This window comes from Marinomonas sp. PE14-40, assembly GCF_051623805.1.
Taxonomy (GTDB): Bacteria; Pseudomonadota; Gammaproteobacteria; order Pseudomonadales; family Marinomonadaceae; genus Marinomonas.
The window spans coordinates 4,486,681-4,508,943 of sequence record NZ_CP130700.1 but is presented as its reverse complement, the minus strand read 5'-3'; the positions used below and the strand labels follow the sequence as shown (position 1 = coordinate 4,508,943).

Here is a 22,263-nt window from a genome sequence, read left to right as displayed (position 1 = left end):
AGCGGCGTAGCTTTGCTGCGTCCTTACTTGAGCGCCTTGTTAGCCCTCTAAATTTCCTTAGATGGCAGCCATAATCCATTTGGACTTTCTTCATACTCGTTTAACCAAGCCAAAAGATCATCCTTATCTTTTAAATAAATACCGAGATTTGCTACATCTTGACGTGTATATTTTCTGAATCTTTTAAAACCTACTATCGAGACAATCATCGCAGCGGTCCAACCAAACCTATGTTTTTCACCAATAACTGCGCCATGCACTCGGTCAATCACCTCTACACCAACTTTATCTTTCCAACGCTTAACTTCGACAAAGTATTTGTGTTCACCTATATCATCAATGTACTTCGCAGCAATAAGGTCAGCGGATGTATTTTGACTTCTTCCTACCAAGGAGACATTTTTAAATCCTCTACTGGCAAGCAGTTCCCCCACAAGATGTTCAAAAACATCCGGTTTTAGCTTTTCAAGATTATCTGAGCGGCTCCTTAGCCGATCTAACAGTTCAGGTGATAACTCTTCAATTTCCGCTATAGCCTTAGGAATGATAATTTCTGTCCGAGGCGACGTGGTTTTAGCTAAATCAAGAAACTGCTGAGCCCCTTCTGCGCGCGAAGGATGGCGAAGCTTTCTTAGTGCCTTTAATCTAATTTCTTCCACGCGTTCAGCAGATATATCTAACTTTTCAGCAATTTCTACATTATTTAGTGCTTTTGACCCAGAAAGAAGTGAATACCGTAACACTGCAGACTCTCTAGAAGTCAAACCGTTAACGTTAAGAACTTTTTTTGCATCTTCCATTAGCTTTCTATCACGCTCTGGGTTATCCATATTCACATTACTTTTTGGTGGCTAATATTTTAATAATGCGCTCACTCAGTTTGCTCGATTTATCAACCGTACTAAAAACGTCACATCTACTTAATTAATTTGAAGAAAGGCTACTTATCAACTGAAACCTTCCTGGTTAAACGCGCATGCGCGTTATTTCGATTCCTATTTTTGCTTGTCGAGCACGGTCATTATCGTGGCTTTATTATAACTAGCTGATTTTACGCAATTTAAAAATGAACACAATTACAAGACCTATCACTCTAGGCAAATGTCAGCAGAGCTGACTGGTATGCATTCCCACGAAGGAACATGGGAACGAGAAGCAGGATCTTTCCTGAATAACGGCAGAGGTTATGAGATCTGGTGCGCTCTACAGCTGTTCTTATTGATGCTATGCTTTTTAATGCCAGCTAGGTGATATGAAGAGTAAAAAATGATATCTATCACTAGCATTAAATTGTTGTAATAAATAAGCACCTTAGTTCTAACGCCAGCAGAGCTGGCTGGTATGCATTCCCACGAAGGATCATGGGAACGAGAAGTAGGCAAGATCATGCTTTTTAAAGCCAGCTAGGTGATGTTGGCGCCTACAAAGAGGAACTCCCACACGACCATTGGCGATGTTACTTGCTCACTTCTGTATTTGGGTTAGGAAGCGGGATGGGATCATCAACGACTCTGTGGTTATCAAGAAATTCTGTCTCAACAACTTATGTACAGCATTTGATAGTTACTTTTCTCTAGACGAAAAAACCAGCTCAGTGATTAGGCTATCTTTAGAGAGTAATCTTGATAACGATCTACTCTCACATGGGAACTCCCACAAAAACACCAAGGATAACACTTTTCACTTCTGGCTCTTTTTAGGCAATGGGATGGGGTCAGATGGTTCAGACGTCGTTGTCGTCTCAACCTTTGCCTAGTTTATTTTAGGCAAAAAAAAGCCTGATCAGTGATCAGACTTTTTAGATTTTAATCTTGATAACGACCTACTCTCACATGGGAACTCCCACACTACCATCGGCGATGCGACTTTTCACTTCTGAGTTCGGGATGGGATCAGGTGGTTCAGACGCTCTGTGATTATCAAGAAATTCTGTTTGTCAGAACAAGCTCTGTTTGTGGCTTATTCATTGACGAATTTGCTTATGCTTTAACAATACTTTTTGAATAGTCTTCTCTTCATTAGAGAAGTTAACGATAACCAAGCCTCAAACCAGCTTGCGATGTTTTACCATCTTTTTAAATCGTAATATAACGCTAAACCATTTTGGCGTTATATGGTCAAGCCTCACGAGCAATTAGTACAGGTTAGCTCAATGCCTCACAGCACTTACACACCCTGCCTATCAACGTCGTAGTCTTCAACGGCTCTTTAGGGAACTTAAAGTTCCAGTGAGATCTCATCTTGAGGGAGGCTTCCCGCTTAGATGCTTTCAGCGGTTATCCCGTCCGAACGTAGCTACCCGGCAATGCCACTGGCGTGACAACCGGAACACCAGAGGTTCGTCCACTCCGGTCCTCTCGTACTAGGAGCAGCTCCTCTCAAATCTCAAACGTCCACGGCAGATAGGGACCGAACTGTCTCACGACGTTCTAAACCCAGCTCGCGTACCACTTTAAATGGCGAACAGCCATACCCTTGGGACCGGCTTCAGCCCCAGGATGTGATGAGCCGACATCGAGGTGCCAAACACCGCCGTCGATGTGAACTCTTGGGCGGTATCAGCCTGTTATCCCCGGAGTACCTTTTATCCGTTGAGCGATGGCCCTTCCATACAGAACCACCGGATCACTAAGACCTACTTTCGTACCTGCTCGACGTGTCTGTCTCGCAGTTAAGCGCGCTTTTGCCTTTACACTCTTCGCATGATTTCCGACCATGCTGAGCACACCTTCGTGCTCCTCCGTTACTCTTTGGGAGGAGACCGCCCCAGTCAAACTACCCACCACACAGTGTCCTCGATCCCGATTAGGGACCTGAGTTAGAACCTCAAACATACCAGGGTGGTATTTCAAGAATGGCTCCACCAAAACTAGCGTCTTGGTTTCAAAGCCTCCCACCTATCCTACACAAGTAGGTTCAAAGTTCACTGTGAAGCTATAGTAAAGGTTCACGGGGTCTTTCCGTCTAGCCGCGGATACACAGCATCTTCACTGCGATTTCAATTTCACTGAGTCTCTGGTGGAGACAGTGTGGCCATCGTTACGCCATTCGTGCAGGTCGGAACTTACCCGACAAGGAATTTCGCTACCTTAGGACCGTTATAGTTACGGCCGCCGTTTACTTGGGCTTCGATCAAGAGCTTCGCCGAAGCTAACCCCATCAATTAACCTTCAAGCACCGGGCAGGCGTCACACCCTATACGTCCACTTTCGTGTTTGCAGAGTGCTGTGTTTTTAATAAACAGTCGCAGCCACCTGGTATCTTCGACCAATCTCAGCTTAAGCAGCAAGTGCCATCACCAAAATCGGCGTACCTTCTCCCGAAGTTACGGTACCATTTTGCCTAGTTCCTTCACCAGAGTTCTCTCAAGCGCCTTGGTATTCTCTACCTGACCACCTGTGTCGGTTTGGGGTACGGTTCCCATATATCTGAAGCTTAGAAGTTTTTCCTGGAAGCATGGCATCAACCACTTCACCCAAAAGAGGGCTCGTCATCAGTTCTCGGCCTTAAGGCAACCCGGATTTACCTAAGTCACCAGCCTACCGCCTTAAACACAGACAACCATCGCTGTGCTGGCCTAGCCTTCTCCGTCTCTCCATCGCAATATATGCAAGTACAGGAATATTAACCTGTTTCCCATCGACTACGCATTTCTGCCTCGCCTTAGGGGCCGACTCACCCTGCCCTGATTAACATGGGACAGGAAACCTTGGTCTTCCGGCGGGGGAGTTTTTCACTCCCCTTATCGTTACTCATGTCAACATTCGCACTTCTGATACCTCCAGCCTGCCTTACAGCTTGACCTTCAACGGCTTACAGAACGCTCCTCTACCATGCCTAGTAAACTAAGCATCCGTAGCTTCGGTGTACAGTTTAGCCCCGTTATATCTTCCGCGCAGGCCGACTCGACTAGTGAGCTATTACGCTTTCTTTAAAGGATGGCTGCTTCTAAGCCAACCTCCTAGCTGTCTAAGCCTTCCCACATCGTTTCCCACTTAACTGTAACTTTGGGACCTTAGCTGACGGTCTGGGTTGTTTCCCTTTCCACGACGGACGTTAGCACCCGCCGTGTGTCTCCCGTAATTGCACTCATTGGTATTCGGAGTTTGCATGGGGTTGGTAAGTCGGGATGACCCCCTAGCCCAAACAGTGCTCTACCCCCAATGGTGAGATACGAGGCGCTACCTAAATAGCTTTCGAGGAGAACCAGCTATCTCCGAGCTTGATTAGCCTTTCACTCCTATCCACAAGTCATCCCCGCATTTTTCAACATACGTGGGTTCGGTCCTCCAGTTAGTGTTACCCAACCTTCAACCTGCCCATGGATAGATCGCCCGGTTTCGGGTCTATTCCCAGCAACTATACGCCCTATTAAGACTCGGTTTCCCTACGGCTCCTCTATGCGATTAACCTTGCTACTGAAAATAAGTCGTTGACCCATTATACAAAAGGTACGCAGTCACGGAACAAGTCCGCTCCCACTGCTTGTACGTACACGGTTTCAGGATCTATTTCACTCCCCTCACAGGGGTTCTTTTCGCCTTTCCCTCACGGTACTGGTTCACTATCGGTCAGTCAGGAGTATTTAGCCTTGGAGGATGGTCCCCCCATATTCAGACAGGATACCACGTGTCCCGTCCTACTCGATTTCATTAAAAGGGCATTTTCGTATACGAGGCTTTCACTCTCTACGGCGGCACTTTCCAGAGCCTTCTACTAACACCAATTTAACTTAAGGGCTAATCCCCGTTCGCTCGCCGCTACTTAGGGAATCTCGGTTGATTTCTTTTCCTCCGGGTACTTAGATGTTTCAGTTCCCCGGGTTCGCCTCGTATGGCTATGTATTCACCATACGATACCCGCAAGCGGGTGGGTTTCCCCATTCGGACATCTCGGGATTAACGCTTGTTTATCAACTCCCCCGAGCTTTTCGCAGATTACCACGTCCTTCATCGCCTCTGACTGCCAAGGCATCCACCGTGCACGCTTGGTCACTTGACCATATAACCCAAAAGGGTCTATATACCAACGAGCTTTTGTGTCTCGCTGGATTTACGATTTGAAAATCACTCTAGGTTAAAGAGTGTTTCCACCGGTTTGACGCTTGATTATCGTCTTTGAAATAACAATTAAAGTCCGAAGACTTAAGTCGTTATTTCGATCTATTCAAAAAGTTAAATTGTTAAAGAGCAATTAGCGCAAAGCGCTAAGTCAGATACTGTTTGATCAATTAATCATTTAATTGAACAGCAACTTGCTTAGCGTTTTAATGCTTCGTCTTAAAATTGGCTATCAGATAATTTGTGTGAACACTCACCAGAGCTTCATATCGTTTAAGGAGGTGATCCAGCCCCAGGTTCCCCTAGGGCTACCTTGTTACGACTTCACCCCAGTCATTGACCACTCCGTGGTAACCGCCCTCCCCGAAGGGTTAAGCTAGCTACTTCTGGAGCAATCAACTCCCATGGTGTGACGGGCGGTGTGTACAAGGCCCGGGAACGTATTCACCGTGACATTCTGATTCACGATTACTAGCGATTCCGACTTCATGGAGTCGAGTTGCAGACTCCAATCCGGACTACGACGCACTTTCTGGGATTCGCTTACTTTCGCAAGTTCGCAGCCCTCTGTATGCGCCATTGTAGCACGTGTGTAGCCCTACTCGTAAGGGCCATGATGACTTGACGTCGTCCCCACCTTCCTCCGGTTTGTCACCGGCAGTCTCCTTAAAGTTCCCGACATTACTCGCTGGCAAATAAGGACAAGGGTTGCGCTCGTTACGGGACTTAACCCAACATTTCACAACACGAGCTGACGACAGCCATGCAGCACCTGTCTCATAGTTCCCGAAGGCACTAAAGCATCTCTGCTAAATTCTATGGATGTCAAGAGTAGGTAAGGTTCTTCGCGTTGCTTCGAATTAAACCACATGCTCCACCGCTTGTGCGGGCCCCCGTCAATTCATTTGAGTTTTAACCTTGCGGCCGTACTCCCCAGGCGGTCTACTTATCGCGTTAGCTTCGCCACTAAGTCATTACAACCCAACGGCTAGTAGACATCGTTTACGGCGTGGACTACCAGGGTATCTAATCCTGTTTGCTCCCCACGCTTTCGCACCTCAGTGTCAGTATCAATCCAGAGTGTCGCCTTCGCCACTGATGTTCCTTCCTATATCTACGCATTTCACCGCTACACAGGAAATTCCACACTCCTCTATCGTACTCTAGCCTGCCAGTATCGGGTGCAATTCCAAGGTTGAGCCCTGGGCTTTCACATCCGACTTAACAAACCACCTACGCGCGCTTTACGCCCAGTAATTCCGATTAACGCTTGCACCCTCTGTATTACCGCGGCTGCTGGCACAGAGTTAGCCGGTGCTTCTTCTGAAGGTAACGTCACAGCTAATGCGTATTAAACATTAACCTTTCCTCCCTTCTGAAAGTGCTTTACAACCCTAAGGCCTTCTTCACACACGCGGTATGGCTGGATCAGGCTTGCGCCCATTGTCCAATATTCCCCACTGCTGCCTCCCGTAGGAGTCTGGGCCGTGTCTCAGTCCCAGTGTGGCTGATCATCCTCTCAGACCAGCTAGAGATCGTCGCCTTGGTGAGCCTTTACCTCACCAACTAGCTAATCTCACGCAGGCTCATCTAATAGCGAAAGGTCCGAAGATCCCCTCCTTTCCCCCTCAGGGATTATGCGGTATTAGCCTGCGTTTCCACAGGTTGTCCCCCACTACTAGGCAGATTCCTACGCGTTACTCACCCGTCCGCCGCTCGACGCCTGTAGCAAGCTACATCGTTTCCGCTCGACTTGCATGTGTTAAGCCTACCGCCAGCGTTCAATCTGAGCCATGATCAAACTCTTCAGTTTAAAATCATTGCTCACTCAAATCTTTACTGCTGACTTTAAAACTCGATCCGAACTAACGAATCAAACATAAAGCGTTTTAGTATCGACTCTCGTAAGACTTCAATTTTTTTGTAGTCATTCGAACATCAATTACCGTAGCAATTAACAACTCGAATAACTTGCTGAAGTCTCTAGCGAGTGCCCACACAAATTATCTGATTAACTATTTTAAAGAGCGGTCTGACTTATCTATGTAAGATAGTAAGTTACTTGGTAACTTGTCGGTGTAGTCTTGTTTGCTACCCCGTGTCAGCGAGGGCGTATATTAATGACTGGTAGATTTAGTGCAAGTGTTTTTTGAATTAATTTTGATTTTTTTCAAATCTATCCGAAGAAGCAGTGGAATCACTAAAAATGGTGTAAACCAAATCGCAATTTCTGAGTCCGCTTTAATCTGCCACCACAAATGAGCCAAGGTCGCTAATGCCGCTATATATACCATCTTATGCAATGGTTTCCAGCGCTTGCCTAGTTTCCTTACCATAGCTTTAGGGCTCGTAATCGCTAAAGCCGTTAATATCACAAACGCTAGCACACCAATATAAATATAAGGACGCTTGAGTAGATCTTCTTGAATCCAACTTAAATTAAAGCCTGCATGTAAAACCAAATAAGCTAAGAGATGAACTAAGGCATACCAAAAAGCAGCCAAACCGATAAAGCGACGGTATCGATTTATTACTCTTAAGCTTTTTAACTTTTTAGTTAAAGGCGTAATACTCAGGCTCATGCATATAAAGACACTTGCCCAAATACCACTTAAGGTCATAAAAGGTTCGGCAGGGTCTGGAAAATAGCGGCCACTTAAAAGCGAATACACCAACCAAATAAAAGGAGCACAAAACACCACTAATACGTATGGTTTTTCTTTTCTGTCCCACATAAGCCTTACCTCTTTCTTAGTAACCAATATAAATTAATAGTTCTTAACTAGGCTCATGCCTTTATATAGGTCAGCAACTTCTTCTTGGTAACCATTGAACATTTGTGTATCAATAACATTAGGGAAGAGTAATCCACCCGGTAAACGTCTTTCTTGCTTCTGCGTCCATCTTGGATGATCAACCCCTGGATTCACATTGGCATAAAAACCGTATTCTTGTGGTGCGAGTAAATTCCATGTGGTTTCAGGCATAGTTTCAACAAAGCGTATTTTCACAATAGACTTAATACTCTTGAAGCCATACTTCCAAGGTACAACTAAGCGAATTGGCGCACCATTTTGATTGGGTAATACACTGCCATACATACCAACACTTAAAAAAGCCAAATCATTCATTGCTTCGTCTATACGTAAACCTTCTCTATATGGCCATTTTATATTGCCGCCATTTTGCCCTGGAAACTGAGAAGGGTCATATAAGGTTTCAAAGTAAACATATTTAGCTTTTGAGTTAGGCTTGAACTTTTTAAGCACCTCTCCAAGAGAGATACCAACCCAAGGAACAACCATGGACCAAGCTTCAACACAACGTAGTCTATAAATACGTTCTTCTAACTGATGCTCTTTAATAATATCTTCTAGTGCAAAGGTTCCGACAATATCAGCTTCACCCTCTACTGTAATATTCCAAGGATCAGGTTTAAAGTTTTCAGCACGTTTTGCCGGATCACCTTTCCCATATCCAAATTCGTAGAAGTTGTTATAGGTTGTAGCAACATCAAAAGGTGCCACTTTTTCACCCATACCAAAGCTAGTCTCTTTAATATTATTAAAGTAAGGCGCTAAGGATGCAGGAGGTGTAATCAGGTTGCCTTCTTGCAAACCTGCTAGAACGTTTGATGTGCCTGATAACGCAGCAATCGATAATGCTGAATTACGCATAAATTGACGGCGATTTAAATAAACAGCTTGGTCTGTAACTTGATGCTCACTAACGTCTGATGCTTTCTTAATTTTTATCAACATGGTCATTCCTCATAATCTGTAAGAGTTGACCAATGTTTTTATCAGGGGTTCAATTTTCTTTACAATTTATTGACGTTCTAGCATCCAATCTAAGCAAGTACTCAATATCAAGACACAAAAAAACCTGCATTTAGCAGGCTTTATTTGAATCATAACTGACTTAGGCAAAGCGACGCATAATTGAACCAATCACACCCGAAGCACCATAGAGTATAAAGGCACTTGCTAAGATTAGAGATGGTTCCATAGCCACAAGCACTAGGATGAAAACGACTGCCACCAGCTTAATAAAAGACACCTTACCTTTCATATCTAAGTCTTTAAAACTGCGATATTTGATATTACTTACCATCAATAACCCAACAGCAGGGACAAGCAACAGCATCAGATAAACAATGCTTTCAGCTGCTATCCCTTGAGTATTAGCCGCCCAGATCACACCAGCAATGATTGCCGCCGCCGCTGGACTCGGTAAACCGGTAAAGTAACGTTTTTCCTCAACACCCAACATGGTATTAAAACGCGCCAACCTTAACGCTGCACCAACCGCATAAATAAATGCGGCGACCCAACCTAGCTTACCAAGAGGGGCTAATACCCAAGTAAAAGAAATTAAAGCAGGCGCAACACCAAAAGACACCATATCAGAGAGAGAGTCATATTCAGCTCCAAAAGCACTTTGAGTACCTGTCATGCGAGCAACACGACCATCAAGCCCATCAAGAATCATGGCAATAAAAATGGCCACCGCAGCATGAGTGAAGTCACCATTCATTGCTGCAATAATGGCATAAAAGCCTGCGAACAATGCCGATGTAGTAAACAGGTTAGGTAATAAATACACCCCTTTATGAGGTGGTTTTATTTCTGCCTTTTCACTTTCAATACCATCAGATTCTGGTTTTTCACTTTTCTTCTCAAGGGGCATTTCAGTCACTTTGCTCATGCACTCTCTCTGTTAATTATTAATATTCTTATAGTTGCGCAAAGGCTTTTTTAGCAGCAGCAATTGTAAACTCAATATCTTCATCTGTATGAGCTTGAGAAATAAAGCCAGCTTCAAATGCTGCGGGAGCAAAATATACGCCTTCTTGTAGCATCAGATGGAAGAATTTTTTGAATTTTTCAGCATCACAAGCCTGCATTTCTGCAAATGAGGTAATTCGGTCTGCGTCAGTAAAGAAGAAACCAAACATACCACCAACGCTTACGGAGTGAAATGCAACACCCGCTTCATCCGCTGCAGCTTTTAAACCTTGCATCAGCTTTTCAGATTTTGCAGTTAACGTCTCATGAAAACCAGGTTCACTAATTAAGTTAAGAGCAGTTAAACCCGCAGTCATCGCAATCGGATTACCAGAAAGTGTGCCAGCTTGATAAACAGCACCGAGTGGCGCGATATGCTCCATGATGTCACGACGCCCACCAAATGCACCAACAGGCATGCCTGCACCAATCACTTTACCTAGGGTTGTAAGATCAGGTTTGATATTGAATTTTTCTTGTGCTCCGCCCAAAGCAACACGGAACCCTGTCATCACCTCATCAAAGATAAGTACCGCGCCAGATTCATCGCATACTTCACGTAGAGTTTCTAAAAACCCTTCAACAGGCGGAATGCAGTTCATATTACCAGCGACAGGTTCAACAATGATGCAGGCAACTTGGTCACCAATTTCAGCAAAGCATTGTTTTACATTTTCAATGTCGTTGTATTGTAGCGTTACTGTGTGTTGGGCAAGATCAGCAGGTACACCTGGTGAATTTGGAATACCAAGCGTTAATGCACCCGAACCGGCTTTTACTAACAAAGAGTCTGAATGACCGTGGTAACAACCTTCGAATTTCACAATTTTATCGCGCTTAGTAAAACCACGCGCTAAACGAATTGCGCTCATTGTTGCTTCTGTGCCTGAACTCACCATACGAACCATGTCCATCGAAGGCACAAGTTCACATACTTTTTCAGCCATATCGATTTCGATTTCAGTCGGCGCACCAAAACTTAAACCTAAATCCATTTGCTCACGAATTGCGTCTAAAACAGCGGGATGTGAGTGACCAATAATCATTGGCCCCCAAGAACCAACATAATCCACATATCTTTGATCATCTTCATCATAAACATATGCGCCCTGCCCTTTTTGGAAAAAGACTGGGGTTCCACCTACACCATTAAAGGCTCGCACTGGTGAATTTACGCCACCAGGAATTCGCTTTTGTGCTCTTTGATACAAATCTTCAGATCGGCTCATAACTCTATACTCAAACTATAAAAACAAAAAAAGGAAAATTAGAAAGGTTTAACAATTACCAAGATGGCTATGGCAATTAAAATAACAACAGGCAATTCGTTGAACCAACGAAAGAAAACATGACTACGTGTATTCGCGTCATTAGCAAACTTCTTCAATAGACGACCACATGCATGATGATAACCAAGTAGAACAAATACTAAGGTTAATTTGGCATGAAACCAGCCTGACTTCATATAATACTCAGGACTAAAACTGACTAACCAAAGACCCAAAGCAATGGTAATTACAGCCGCTGGAGTCATAATGCCGCGGTACAGTTTACGCCCCATGACTTTAAACCTTTCATTACTAATCGCATCTTTTGCATCGGCGTGATACACAAAAATGCGCGGCAAATAAAATAAACCAGCAAACCAAGAAACCATAGCAACTAAATGAAACGCTTTAACCCATAACATAATTCGAATTCCTTTATAAAATTCAATTTTAGTAATCTTGTAACAAGTTGAACTTGGGCTTTACCACCTACAAAGTAGTAGCATAGGTTCAAGCAAAATAAACGGCAGGCATTCTAGCATATTTATCTTTTTGGTATTACTCCAGAAAACACAACCTAAAGTGGGATAAATCACTAACTTATTCTTTTGTGCTTTTCACATCACCATTATGATCAACTCTTACTCTGGCTTTAGCATGCAAGCCTAAACTCGTAAGGCGCTCTACAAAAATAGAATCCTGTTTGAAAGCGACTCTTGTTATCACACAGGAAGAAGCAATCACTAGCATTGCAGGTAATAAGATCTCAGGAGAGTGTGTCATTTCAACAATTGCAATCAGCCCTGTTAAGGGCGCTTGAAAGCTGGTTGACATCATGGCAGCCATACCTAACAAGGCAAATAATGAAATTAACTCAAGACTCGCCTCACCAGAAAAAGCCCAAACAGCCACCTGAATCCCAGCTAAACCGCCCATAACAAAAGTTGGCCCTATCATGCCGCCGGGTATACCCAAACCGATAGAAAACGCCGTTAAGAGAACTTTAGCTAACAAAACTAACAGCAAGATATTTGTTAATGTGCCACCAGCTAATAATTTTTCAACTGAATCATAGCCTGCGCCTAACACCTCAGGGATAAATGCAGCACATAAAGCCGTTGCGACTCCCACCAGAGCAAAACGCCATGCTACAGGCCAATGATTGACTCGCCAAAGTAACTGCTGCGTGCGATAAAAAACACCGGCTAATAACGCAACGGTTACAGAAAGCACGACCAAGGCAACGACTGTTTCAGAGTTAATGACTAAGACAGCAATACGATCGAAACTAAAAAGTGTAATTGGGCCCAAAAGCGCATGGCTAACAGCCATAGAAAATACGGAAGATAAAATTACTGGGAGAATAATCGCTATTCGATATTCTAGAAAAATCACCTCAAGCGCAAAAAGCACACCTGCTAAAGGGGTTTGAAATGCAGCCGATATTGCACCAGCCACGCCACAAGCAATAAGCACCTCAATATGGCTTTGAGATAGACCTAAACGTGTTGCGATACGACTACCAAAGGTAGCTCCAATATGAACTGCTGGCCCCTCTTTACCGATAGACAAGCCACCCATTAAACCTATGCCTGCGGTAATAAATTGAATAACGCCATTCATGATAGGTAAATGGCCCTTATGGTAATTAAGTCGTTCAATTACGTAAGGTACACCCACTTTTTGCCACTTTTTGGGCAAATAAAACATAATCAGAATTAATAAAAAGCAAGAGACTAGAGGAAAGAGTACACGTAGTAATAATGGTAAATCTTCGAAGCCTTCATTATCTCCTCCCATAAAAAGATGGGCGGGTAGATCTAAAAGCCAATGCAATAGCACCATAGATAAGGCGCAGGCTATCCCTACAATAACCCCTACAGAAGAGAGTAAAAGCAGAGCGTCAGAAGAATTAAGTCGCTGTTGCAGCAAATCTTTTAATTTAAAGCGGTACAGTTGGCTCTCCTTACTTTTAAGATTTGTAAAAATCGGGCACTATTCAACCAGTAAATCAACACAGGCGCAAATGTGTTAACGCGTTTCAATCAAGTATTAAGATAACGGGACTCAACAGTGTATAAAATCGGCATAGTAGGCGGCACAGGTTATACCGGTGCAGAATTATTAAGACTTTTAGCAAATCACCCAGAGGTTGAGGTGAAAGCCATCACCTCTCGAAGTGAAGAAGGCAAACTAGTTGCTGATATTTACCCAAGCCTACGAGGACATTATGACCTTAAATTCACCACTCCTAGTGTAGACGAATTAGCTGAGTGCGATCTTGTCTTTTTTGCCACTCCTCATGGTGTTGCCATGGACCAAGTACCTGCATTACTAGAAAAAGGCGTTAAAGTTGTAGATCTTGGGGCTGACTTTAGAATTAAAGATACAGTGGAATGGTCGAAATGGTATGGCATGGAACATAGAACACCTGACTATGTTGCTGAAGCTGTTTACGGTTTACCTGAAATAAACCGTGAAGCAATCAAAGGGGCTCGTTTAGTTGCTAACCCTGGCTGCTACCCTACTGCGACACAACTTGGCTTAATTCCTCTGCTTGAAGCAGGTGTTATTGACCCAAGTGATCTTATTGCCGATGCAAAATCAGCAGTAAGTGGTGCTGGTCGTGGTGCGAATGTTGGTACACTGCTTTGCGAAGCGGGCGAAAACTTTAAAGCTTATGGGGTTGCTGGTCACAGACATTTACCTGAAATCAAGCAAGGTCTTCAAGCTTATACAGATAAGCAAGTGGGTTTAACATTTGTCCCACACTTACTACCTATGATTCGTGGTATTCATTCAACCATGTATGCCACATTACTCGATACAGACATTGACCTTCAAAAACTATTTGAAGAAAGATATCAAGATGAATTCTTTGTTGACGTGATGCCTGAAGGCAGCTTACCAGAAACACGTAGTACTAAAGGTGCTAACTTCTGTCGTATCGCGGTTTATCGCCCACAAGGTGGAAACAAGGTAGTCGTGCTTTCAGTTATTGATAACCTTGTTAAAGGTGCATCTGGTCAGGCGATCCAAAACATGAACATCATGTTAGACCTAGATGAAAATGCTGGATTGACTGCTTTAGGCATGATTCCCTAGGGAGATTGCAATTAAGTCAGCACTTGATCGAATCCATCTTTAAGGGTTGGATTGAAAAAAGCCCGTATAGCAAAAGCGATACGGGCATTTTTATAATCTTGTCATTGCGTACTATTTTTGGTGTTAGCGTTGGAGCCGGTCAACCAACACTGTATGAGTGACAATTCGTTGGACATTTGGCCAAGCATCCATCATTTCACGAATCTCACTCAAGCGTGTCATATTTGCAGCTTCAGCAAAAACAATCAGATCCACATCACCGCTAATACTATGGGCCTGCTTAATTTCTGGAATATCTTGCATCAAACCTGCAATCACTTCACAGCATAAGGGGCTAAAGGTAACCGAAAAATAGGCTGCGACTTGTGTTGCAGCATCTTGATTAAGCTTGGCATGATAACCCGTGATGATTTGGCTTTCTTCCAGACGTTTAATCCTGTCAGTCACGGCCGAACGAGACAAGCTCACCTGACGAGCAATATCCGAAATAGATAATCTGGCGTCCTCTACCAACAGAGAGAGAATTTTTTGGTCAAAACTGTCTAACTTCACTCATAATCCTTGTTGCCATCGCATTTTCTTGGAGCTAAGCACTTTGACGGCATAACCGTCACTTTAACGGCGAAATAACCTATTTTGCTAGCTGTATACTTAATCAAATCATTCTATCCTGTCTCAATTGAATCACACATCAATTTATTTTGAATTAACACACAATTTTTGCGATTGACATTAAAGAGAAGAAGAATGAGCACAAACACCAAAGGAATAGGTCCATTACAAGGCATTGCCATGACAGTGACGACATTTGTCGGTACAGGCCTGATGGTGCTACCCGCATTATCTGTCAGCATAGCTCACGAACAAACCGCTTACAGCTGGATTTTCACCGCTCTCATCATTATGCCGATTGCCATTATTTTTGCGTTACTAGGAGCAAGGCTTCCCCATGCAGGTGGGGCATCACATTATATTGGTCAAGCTTTTAGTAAACCTTTACAAGATGCGGTGGGTTGGTTGTTTTTATCTATTTTAATTGTTGGCCCTGCGGTTGCGATAAAGATCACAGCTAATTACCTAGCTGCCTTCTTAGGTTTTGATCAAAGCATGTTTATTTACCTCTATATTCTGATCTTTATCTTATTTTTAGGATTTGGCCTTGCAGGTATTCAAACCTCGGCCAAAACACAAACAGCGATAGTTGTTCTTATGCTGCTGGCTATAGTATGGCTTGCCATAAAAGGAGATATTCTAAATGCAGTACAACTTACTCAAGCGCCAATAACGGACACTCAATGGCAGCAAACCTTTAGCGCTATCAGTGTCGTTTTTTGGTGCTTTCTTGGCATTGAAGTAATGGCCCACTTGGGTGGCGAGTTTAAGAACCCAGCAAGAGATTTCCCTATCGCTATGATAGTCGGCATTAGTGTCGTGATTGTTTGTTACCTAACCGTCGTGTTCCTTATTTTTGCCTACTCAAGCTATGGTGACGAGCAAACTAACAATCAATCAATTGCGGTTTTAGTGTCTAGCATCGCCGGAGAGAGTGCCAGCCGCTGGGTATCCTTTGGCGCCTTTGTCATTTCCTTTGCAAATGTCAGTATCTATCTACTTGGCTTTGGCCGTATGGTACAAGCCATGTCAGAGAACAAAGCACTACCTGCTTATTTAGGCAAACTTAACCGCTTCGGCTCACCTGGCAATGCCATCATTATTGTTAACCTTGTCTGTGCAGGCTCACTCATATTAGGAGAGAGCTTTAATCTTAAAATGGAGTGGTTAATCGAGATGACAAACGGTTCATTTTTAACGGTTTACACCCTGGCTTCTTTAGCAGCATGGCACCTTCTAAAAGGCAAAGTTAGATATCTTGCGATACCTGCTTTAATGGCCTGTACTTTTATTGCCCTGCAAATTGGTGAAAGTATGTTGTTTGCCTTTGTCATGCTAGGCACAGCTTATCTTTTCTCATACTTTAAGGCACATAAAACAGCGATTGCTTGATAACACCTAGTTCAGAAGTTGGGCCTACTAAAATCAAAGCTTAAGCCAAAGATGACTGAGCGTTAACTAATAAAGGCCTGATTTCAAGATAATATCTTGGTCAGGCCTTTTTATTTCCCTCATTCAAGCAGCTAAAATTAATTTAGTCATAGGAGTTTATTAAAAAGCATCGTCCTCAATTAAAGCAGCATCAGCCTGTAGCACATCCAGTGATTTTGACGAACTCACCCAAATCGCTATTCCCGTTTTTTGCTGACCCAATTCAGGTGGTTTATCTAGCTTAATCTGCCAACGCTTCCCTTGGCTAATGAGACTGAAATTATCTAACACTACATAGTCATGGTTCAGCAGCCTATTTCGATTTTCACCTGCTTTTACTTGAGTTGTAATTCCCATGCCTAAATAAGCGATATTAAGCAGATAAGGTCCATTCACTTCAGGATGCCCTGTGTATTGAGCTTCTAAAAAGCCTTGTGTTAACTGCGCCGACAACAGTCCTGCATCACCACTGTTTTGAGGTATATCTCTATCTCCTCGAAACCATTCACGCCACTCTTTATTATTCACCACAAAGCCTGGGGTATAGACTTGACTTGTATTTCCTTCTCTTACATGTCGCCTTTGCCGGCTACTAAATTCAGGGCGAGAAAAACGATCATCCCAACCTATGTAATTCCAATAATCCACATGGTAAGCCAGAGGAATCACTTTTTCGAAAGGGTCTTCTTGGCTAGCAAGAGTAGATAGAAAGCGATCTGCAGGTGGGCATGAACTACAACCCTCTGAAGTAAATAACTCAATTGTTGTTGGCGCATTTGAGTCCGTTACGAACGTTTGAGAAAATGCGGTATGAGCTGAAAGTAAACCTATTAGTAATGGAAAAGTATAAAAGGGCCTCATATCATCATGCCTTTTCATATGGATAAGTGCACCCTAACAGCACAAGCCTACGCTGATAGAAATATGCGATATAGCTAATATGAGGCAGGAAGTCTAATTTAGTTCACTTATTGATGGATGCAAACAATAACAAAATTAGTAAAACTAAAAGAAATGAGATGGAAGGAGTCGACTCGCATTAAGGTAAATACGAGTCTCTAGCATTAAAGTATCTGGCGATAAATTATCGCGAAGCGCTCGCTAATACCGCACTGGCTGCGACAAACACGGCTCCCATAGAACGGTTTAAACGTATAACACCCTTTGAACTTTTAATGAAACGCTTAATTTGGTTACCTGCTATCGCATAAATATATGAACCGATAAATTCAGTCACAATAAAGGTAAACCCCATGATAAAGAACTGAATCATAACGGGTTTATCAAGATTTAACATTTGAGGAAAAACCGCCGTAAAAATCAGAATGGCTTTCGGGTTGCTAATAGCAACAATAAACTCCTGACGAATTAATCCTGAATAAGGCACTTTTCTAGTATGAGTAACTTCACCTGAATCAACCCCTTGAGCAGCATTACGCCAAGTTTTAATCCCCATATAAAGTAGGTAGCAAACCCCCGCCCACTTAACTATGTTGAACAAAAGACTAGATGAAACAATAACAGCACCCAGACCTAAAGCTGAAACCAACATCAAAATAGCAAAGGCGAAATTTCGACCAATAGTACCGACCAAAGCAGCCACTGGACCTTGATTAATACCGTTAGACATAGCCATAAAATTATTAGGGCCAGGACCTAGAGATAACAAAAGAAATATTGGCGCTATCGTTAGCCAGTCAACAAATGCCATGATGTTTCCTACTGAATTTTCAGCTTATATAAAAGTGAATTATGGGTGGTTAATTTTCAAGCAATTATCAATTAAATCCCTCATAGTCACAAGAAATTAATCAAACTTTTGAATCGAAAGTTTCCTCACAAATTTACGGTGTTTTTTAAAGTTTTAAGCCAGTAAATGATTAGTAATTGTCTGGTGAAAAACTTTCCTCTAGCGCAAACTTCTCCACAAGATAAGACATCAAAATTTTTGCTAACTATTACAAGGGCAAAGGATACGTTAAAGAGTGAGGATTTATGAGCATTGCACACATCATGTTATGGTTAACCGCGATTATTTGGGGCGTTGGTTTTGTTGCACAAAGTGCAGGTATGGACTCACTTGAGCCTCATAGTTTTAATGCTGCGCGCTTTGTTTTAGCCGCTATATCTCTGATTCCATTATTGTTTTTATTTCCGAACAAACAAAGTTATCAGCTTCGCACTTTAATACTAGGCGGTTTAGTTGGTGGTATATTTATGTTTACTGGTTTTACTTTCCAGCAAACAGGTTTGCTTTATACCACAGCGGGTAATGCAGGCTTTATTACCAGTGTCTATATCGTTCTTGTTCCTATCATAGGCATGGCCTTTGGACAAAAAACAGCACGCAATACTTGGATTGGCATTACCTTCGCTATCGTTGGTTTATATAGCTTAACCATTGGCCCTAATTTAACGATCAATTATGGTGATGCACTGGAATTAGCGGGTTCCTTTTTCTGGGCATCCCACGTTTTGGTAATTGGCTACTTATCAAAGCGTTTGCCTGTTATCCCTTTTGCGATTACTCAGTTTTGTGTCGCCGCGGTTTTAGCGATTGCTGCCGCGTTTATTTGGGAAGTGCCTAAACTTGAAAACTTCTATCTAGCTTGGGTGCCAATTGCATACGCAGGCATAGCTGCGTCAGGTATTGCTTGTACATTACAGATACTTGGGCAGAAAAAAGTATCACCAAGTGCAAGTGCTCTTATTCTATCTACCGAAGCTGTCTTTGCAGTCATTGCCGGTTGGTTATTTATTGATGAGGTTTTAAGCCTAGATGCTTATGTAGGTTGTGGTTTAATTCTTATTGGTATGTTGATTAGCCAATGGCCTACTAAGGAAGGTAAAGGAAAAGAAACAATCGATGCAGAGACAACAGCCTCAACTTAGTAAGTTTAGTATTCACCCAAGTTAATGATTCCCATGCGTTAAGCATTACCCTTTTGGCCCAGTTCAGACTACTGGGCCTTTTTTTATCTCATAAAAAATTTATTTATTACCTTTAGCCATCTAACTCGTTATTAAAGAGATTCAATTGTCTTGGCAGCTCTCGTTTTATTGGGGTAGAAAGAATCATCATGGTGTGAGTATCACTTAAATCAATTAATCGATTTAATAAATCATCCAAAGCAGACATTGAAGCAACACCCACTTTGAGTATAAAAGCATAAGGCCCTGTGAGGTTCTGACTTTCAATTACCTCATCTAATGTACTGACTAATACTTTAAACTCTTTCTCCTTGGCGTGATGCACCTCACAGCCAATTAATGCGGTAATAGGTATCCCCATTTTCTCTAAATTCAGTGTCGGTCGATAACCTGTAATCACTCCAGATTCTTCTAACTTACGTATACGTTCAGCCACAGCTGGCGCAGATAAGTGCACCCTTTTCCCCAATTCAGAAAATGACATTCTGGCATTTTCTGTTAAAGCAAAAATTAGCTTTTGATTCGTTTTATCCATTTCTCATAAACCTATTAGGCAGATTTCAACCATTAGATATGTTGTAATAAATGATATATATTTTTGCTATTATTGCATTTTATACACAAAAACAAACTGCATTTTTAGCTTGTTAAATTTAAGGCCTACTCTATGGATACCAAATCATTACAACTCTTCTCTCACTTGGCCCAAACCTTACATTTTGGCCGAACCAGTGAAGCGTTTCACATGAGTCCATCCACCTTAAGTCGGCATATTAAACACATTGAAAATGAAATAGGACATATTTTATTTAACCGTGATAATCGTTCAGTACAGCTGACAACTGAAGGTGAAAGGTTTAATCAATATGCTCTAGAAAGCCTTACTCAATGGCGTAATTTTAGACGTTCATTGACCACTAGTGGCGAGCAATTGGTCGGAGAAATCAGCCTGTATTGCTCAGTCACTGCAAGTTATAGTTTTTTGTATGATATTTTGAGTGAGTTTCGTGGTCTGCACCCAAAGATAGAAATGAAATTACATACAGGCGATCCAGCACCAGCGTTAGCCCGCGTGATGGAAGGTCACGAAGATATCGCCATAGCAGCCAGACCAAATAACCTACCAAGCAGTATGGCGTTTAAGCGAATTGCCATTTCTCCTCTCGTATTTATTGCGCCAAACGACGCGAATGCAGCTCAATCTTTAGGTGTATCCATGTCGAATGATAACAAGATAGATTGGAATCAAGTGCCAATGATTTTGTCTGAAGAAGGTATCTCACGCTCTCGAGTCGATCAGTGGTTTAGACAACGTAACGCAAAGCCTAAAATTTATGCACAAGTCTCTGGTAACGAAGCGATTGTTAGCATGGTGTCCTTAGGGTTTGGGATAGGAGTCGTTCCAAAAATCGTTATCGATAACAGTCCTTTGATCGACAAGGTCACCATTATGGACCTTCAACCAGAATTAGAAGCCTATGATGTTGGCCTATTTACCCTTAAAAAGAACCTAGCAACTCCTATTATTAAAGCTTTCTGGCAACAAATTAACCGCTAGGAGGCAAGACTCTCATCATCTAGAATATTGTAATTGAAACGTGATGAAAGCTGATGAAATTCTTTGTGCAGCAACAATAAAGGTTTCTTCTTTTCCATATCATTAATACGACTAATCAAGAAACCAGCCATTGATACATATTGAGATAATTGACGCGCGAGTTCTTGCTGAAAAATAAAGTACTCTCTCACTTCAGGCGCCGCTTCAAGCAGTTGCATTTCCTCTACATGAGACATCCAACGCGCCAGTGATTCCGTCAGTAAGCCTGTACTGGATACAATAAATAGAACCTGTTCTGCTTTTTGCCTAAATCTTAAAGGCAAACTTTTAGAGCTAATAGCAAGCTGAGCTTCTACTTTTTCAAAAAGCTCCAACCATTCATTTAATACCACATGATTTATTAAAATTTTTCGTAGGTTCTCTAACAAACTTTTTTCATCAGTTATGACATGCTGCAAATTTGCTGAGCAAATCGCTTCTATGATGACTTTCGAGTAACGCGGGAAATAATGAGGCGAGTAAAGCTTAAGAATAGGAATAAAATCCAATGGCCCCACATTGAAAGAAAACTTATCACTCATTCCTACTTGTAGAAATCGGCTTAGCCAAACAATTTGATCTTCATTGGCAACCGCTAACATGTCATCTTTTTTCATGAGACCTAAGCTGGTTGGAAAGACCTTCATGTTAGTGATGGACCTGACTATCGTAATTGGCAAGCCATTAATTTTACTGAGTACCTGGCTTGTTAAGGAGAGTATCGAATCATTTGACCCTCCTTTACTAATAAATAGACGGCCAATATCTTGAAATAAACAAGCAGTGAACACAGCTCGTTTTGTCATTTGACTATCTTGTTTTGCTCTGGCTATCATCCAAGCTCCCCAAGCTAAAGTGAGGGATTTTTTCATCTTGCCTGGATAGAGTTGAGCATAAACAGTAATGAGTTGAACGAGAGTAGGATATTGCGTGAAAAAACCACACATATCAGTGAGATCTTCTTCGTTATGAAGCTTAAGATGTAGCTCTTTTAGCAAGTCATTTTCATTAATGACATTCAGTGTCTGTTGAAATATTTCGTTTCTGGCGAGAGAGTTCTGCATTTTAATACTGAACTCTAAAGGTTGCTCTAATACATGCTGACGAATTCTCGCCAATCGTGCAGATGTTAGCTCAGTATCAGCTTTGACCAATACCGCTCCTTCTTTGTTTAATATATCTTTAGAAGCTAATGCGCTGTTGCTAGGTTCAATTGATTCTAATTGAACCGCATACTCCTTAGACATCTGATCAGCCAGCTCCATATCACTCCTTTAAGTCCGTTTAACCCTTTTGATAAATATGGCCTAAATAGCAAGATAGCATGATATCTCTATAAAATGCATTTATAGAATAGTTGAATATTAAAAAAATGAGGAAAAAAAAAGCCACATAAATGTGACTTTTTTGTAACGCTATTCAGTTTTATTCAAAGCCAATCAACAAACTTGAATGGCTTAGAATAAAAAGTA

The 22,263-nt window shown here is 42.2% G+C and carries 16 protein-coding genes and 3 rRNA genes; 4 read left to right on the top strand and 15 right to left on the bottom strand.

What is annotated here, in order from left to right; genetic code table 11:
- Nucleotides 1–47: 47 nt before the first annotated feature.
- The 10 genes from Q0A08_RS20830 to Q0A08_RS20785 form a co-directional block, all read right to left on the bottom strand.
- Complete coding sequence (locus tag Q0A08_RS20830) at nucleotides 48–830, bottom strand: restriction endonuclease (protein ID WP_438463413.1); 783 nt, start codon at nucleotides 828–830, stop codon at nucleotides 48–50.
- 979 nt (nucleotides 831–1,809) lie between these two features.
- Nucleotides 1,810–1,924: ribosomal RNA gene (gene rrf / locus Q0A08_RS20825) — 5S ribosomal RNA — on the bottom strand.
- Nucleotides 1,925–2,113: 189 nt separating this feature from the next.
- A 23S ribosomal RNA gene (locus Q0A08_RS20820) occupies nucleotides 2,114–5,001 on the bottom strand.
- Between the two features lie 333 nt (nucleotides 5,002–5,334).
- Nucleotides 5,335–6,873 (bottom strand): 16S ribosomal RNA (locus Q0A08_RS20815).
- The 16S, 23S and 5S rRNA genes sit together here, the layout of an rRNA operon.
- Nucleotides 6,874–7,177: 304 nt before the next feature.
- On the bottom strand, nucleotides 7,178–7,795 hold the full coding sequence (locus Q0A08_RS20810; protein WP_438463412.1) for a sulfite oxidase heme-binding subunit YedZ: 618 nt from the start codon (nucleotides 7,793–7,795) through the stop codon (nucleotides 7,178–7,180).
- Nucleotides 7,796–7,828: 33 nt separating this feature from the next.
- The gene (gene msrP / locus Q0A08_RS20805) at nucleotides 7,829–8,821 is read right to left on the bottom strand and encodes a protein-methionine-sulfoxide reductase catalytic subunit MsrP (RefSeq protein ID WP_438463411.1); all 993 of its coding nucleotides are present in this window, start codon (nucleotides 8,819–8,821) and stop codon (nucleotides 7,829–7,831) included.
- A 160-nt stretch (nucleotides 8,822–8,981) separates the two neighbouring features.
- Nucleotides 8,982–9,767 carry a CDP-diacylglycerol--serine O-phosphatidyltransferase gene (gene pssA / locus Q0A08_RS20800; protein WP_438463410.1) on the bottom strand — a complete coding sequence of 262 codons (786 nt, stop codon included), beginning with the start codon at nucleotides 9,765–9,767 and terminating at the stop codon, nucleotides 8,982–8,984.
- Nucleotides 9,768–9,795: 28 nt separating this feature from the next.
- Nucleotides 9,796–11,076, bottom strand: coding sequence for a glutamate-1-semialdehyde 2,1-aminomutase (hemL, locus tag Q0A08_RS20795; protein WP_438463408.1), 1,281 nt, complete (start codon nucleotides 11,074–11,076; stop codon nucleotides 9,796–9,798).
- 38 nt (nucleotides 11,077–11,114) lie between these two features.
- Nucleotides 11,115–11,537: a protoporphyrinogen oxidase HemJ gene (gene hemJ, locus Q0A08_RS20790; RefSeq protein WP_438463407.1), complete on the bottom strand. Its 423-nt coding sequence runs from the start codon at nucleotides 11,535–11,537 to the stop codon at nucleotides 11,115–11,117.
- A gap of 178 nt (nucleotides 11,538–11,715) precedes the next feature.
- Entirely contained in the window at nucleotides 11,716–13,047 is a 1,332-nt protein-coding gene (locus Q0A08_RS20785) for a chloride channel protein (protein WP_438463406.1), read from the bottom strand.
- 141 nt (nucleotides 13,048–13,188) lie between these two features.
- Between Q0A08_RS20785 and argC the strand changes: the two genes are divergently transcribed.
- Nucleotides 13,189–14,220, top strand: a complete 1,032-nt coding sequence (gene argC, locus Q0A08_RS20780) for an N-acetyl-gamma-glutamyl-phosphate reductase (RefSeq protein ID WP_438463404.1) — start codon at nucleotides 13,189–13,191, stop codon at nucleotides 14,218–14,220.
- Between the two features lie 123 nt (nucleotides 14,221–14,343).
- Here the strand turns inward: argC and Q0A08_RS20775 are convergent, their stop codons facing one another.
- The gene (locus tag Q0A08_RS20775; protein WP_438463402.1) at nucleotides 14,344–14,772 is read right to left on the bottom strand and encodes an Lrp/AsnC family transcriptional regulator; all 429 of its coding nucleotides are present in this window, start codon (nucleotides 14,770–14,772) and stop codon (nucleotides 14,344–14,346) included.
- Between the two features lie 195 nt (nucleotides 14,773–14,967).
- On the opposite strand from Q0A08_RS20775, the gene yjeH reads away from it, so the two are divergent.
- Nucleotides 14,968–16,224, top strand: a complete 1,257-nt coding sequence (gene yjeH, locus Q0A08_RS20770; RefSeq protein WP_438463401.1) for an L-methionine/branched-chain amino acid transporter — start codon at nucleotides 14,968–14,970, stop codon at nucleotides 16,222–16,224.
- A 159-nt stretch (nucleotides 16,225–16,383) separates the two neighbouring features.
- Here yjeH and Q0A08_RS20765 read toward each other — a convergent pair whose 3' ends face one another.
- The gene (locus Q0A08_RS20765) at nucleotides 16,384–17,124 is read right to left on the bottom strand and encodes a DUF1223 domain-containing protein (protein WP_438463400.1); all 741 of its coding nucleotides are present in this window, start codon (nucleotides 17,122–17,124) and stop codon (nucleotides 16,384–16,386) included.
- 223 nt (nucleotides 17,125–17,347) lie between these two features.
- Nucleotides 17,348–17,974 carry a LysE family translocator gene (locus Q0A08_RS20760; RefSeq protein WP_438463399.1) on the bottom strand — a complete coding sequence of 209 codons (627 nt, stop codon included), beginning with the start codon at nucleotides 17,972–17,974 and terminating at the stop codon, nucleotides 17,348–17,350.
- Nucleotides 17,975–18,258: 284 nt separating this feature from the next.
- On the opposite strand from Q0A08_RS20760, the gene Q0A08_RS20755 reads away from it, so the two are divergent.
- Nucleotides 18,259–19,155 (top strand): DMT family transporter, encoded by an 897-nt coding sequence (locus tag Q0A08_RS20755; protein ID WP_438463397.1) that lies wholly within the window; start codon nucleotides 18,259–18,261, stop codon nucleotides 19,153–19,155.
- A gap of 112 nt (nucleotides 19,156–19,267) precedes the next feature.
- Here Q0A08_RS20755 and Q0A08_RS20750 read toward each other — a convergent pair whose 3' ends face one another.
- Nucleotides 19,268–19,729, bottom strand: coding sequence for an Lrp/AsnC family transcriptional regulator (locus Q0A08_RS20750; RefSeq protein WP_438463396.1), 462 nt, complete (start codon nucleotides 19,727–19,729; stop codon nucleotides 19,268–19,270).
- A gap of 132 nt (nucleotides 19,730–19,861) precedes the next feature.
- Here Q0A08_RS20750 and ilvY point away from each other — a divergent pair, with 132 nt between their 5' ends.
- Nucleotides 19,862–20,752, top strand: a complete 891-nt coding sequence (ilvY, locus tag Q0A08_RS20745) for an HTH-type transcriptional activator IlvY (RefSeq protein WP_438463395.1) — start codon at nucleotides 19,862–19,864, stop codon at nucleotides 20,750–20,752.
- On the opposite strand, the gene Q0A08_RS20740 is transcribed toward ilvY, so the two are convergent.
- Nucleotides 20,749–22,056: a hypothetical protein gene (locus tag Q0A08_RS20740; RefSeq protein WP_438463394.1), complete on the bottom strand. Its 1,308-nt coding sequence runs from the start codon at nucleotides 22,054–22,056 to the stop codon at nucleotides 20,749–20,751. The two genes, ilvY and Q0A08_RS20740, sit on opposite strands and share 4 nt — an antisense overlap.
- Between the last annotated feature and the right edge of the window lie 207 nt (nucleotides 22,057–22,263).

What these genes read in the sequence shown, in the direction of transcription:
- Q0A08_RS20750 (WP_438463396.1), bottom strand. Translation starts at nt 19,729, where the DNA reads ATGGATAAAACGAATCAAAAGCTAATTTTTGCTTTAACAGAAAATGCC.
- Q0A08_RS20760 (WP_438463399.1), bottom strand. Translation starts at nt 17,974, where the DNA reads ATGGCATTTGTTGACTGGCTAACGATAGCGCCAATATTTCTTTTGTTA.
- Q0A08_RS20740 (WP_438463394.1), bottom strand. Translation starts at nt 22,056, where the DNA reads ATGGAGCTGGCTGATCAGATGTCTAAGGAGTATGCGGTTCAATTAGAA.
- Q0A08_RS20830 (WP_438463413.1), bottom strand. Translation starts at nt 830, where the DNA reads ATGGATAACCCAGAGCGTGATAGAAAGCTAATGGAAGATGCAAAAAAA.
- hemJ (WP_438463407.1), bottom strand. Translation starts at nt 11,537, where the DNA reads ATGTTATGGGTTAAAGCGTTTCATTTAGTTGCTATGGTTTCTTGGTTT.
- hemL (WP_438463408.1), bottom strand. Translation starts at nt 11,076, where the DNA reads ATGAGCCGATCTGAAGATTTGTATCAAAGAGCACAAAAGCGAATTCCT.
- ilvY (WP_438463395.1), top strand. Translation starts at nt 19,862, where the DNA reads ATGGATACCAAATCATTACAACTCTTCTCTCACTTGGCCCAAACCTTA.
- Q0A08_RS20755 (WP_438463397.1), top strand. Translation starts at nt 18,259, where the DNA reads ATGAGCATTGCACACATCATGTTATGGTTAACCGCGATTATTTGGGGC.
- yjeH (WP_438463401.1), top strand. Translation starts at nt 14,968, where the DNA reads ATGAGCACAAACACCAAAGGAATAGGTCCATTACAAGGCATTGCCATG.
- msrP (WP_438463411.1), bottom strand. Translation starts at nt 8,821, where the DNA reads ATGTTGATAAAAATTAAGAAAGCATCAGACGTTAGTGAGCATCAAGTT.
- pssA (WP_438463410.1), bottom strand. Translation starts at nt 9,767, where the DNA reads ATGAGCAAAGTGACTGAAATGCCCCTTGAGAAGAAAAGTGAAAAACCA.
- Q0A08_RS20810 (WP_438463412.1), bottom strand. Translation starts at nt 7,795, where the DNA reads ATGTGGGACAGAAAAGAAAAACCATACGTATTAGTGGTGTTTTGTGCT.
- Q0A08_RS20765 (WP_438463400.1), bottom strand. Translation starts at nt 17,124, where the DNA reads ATGAGGCCCTTTTATACTTTTCCATTACTAATAGGTTTACTTTCAGCT.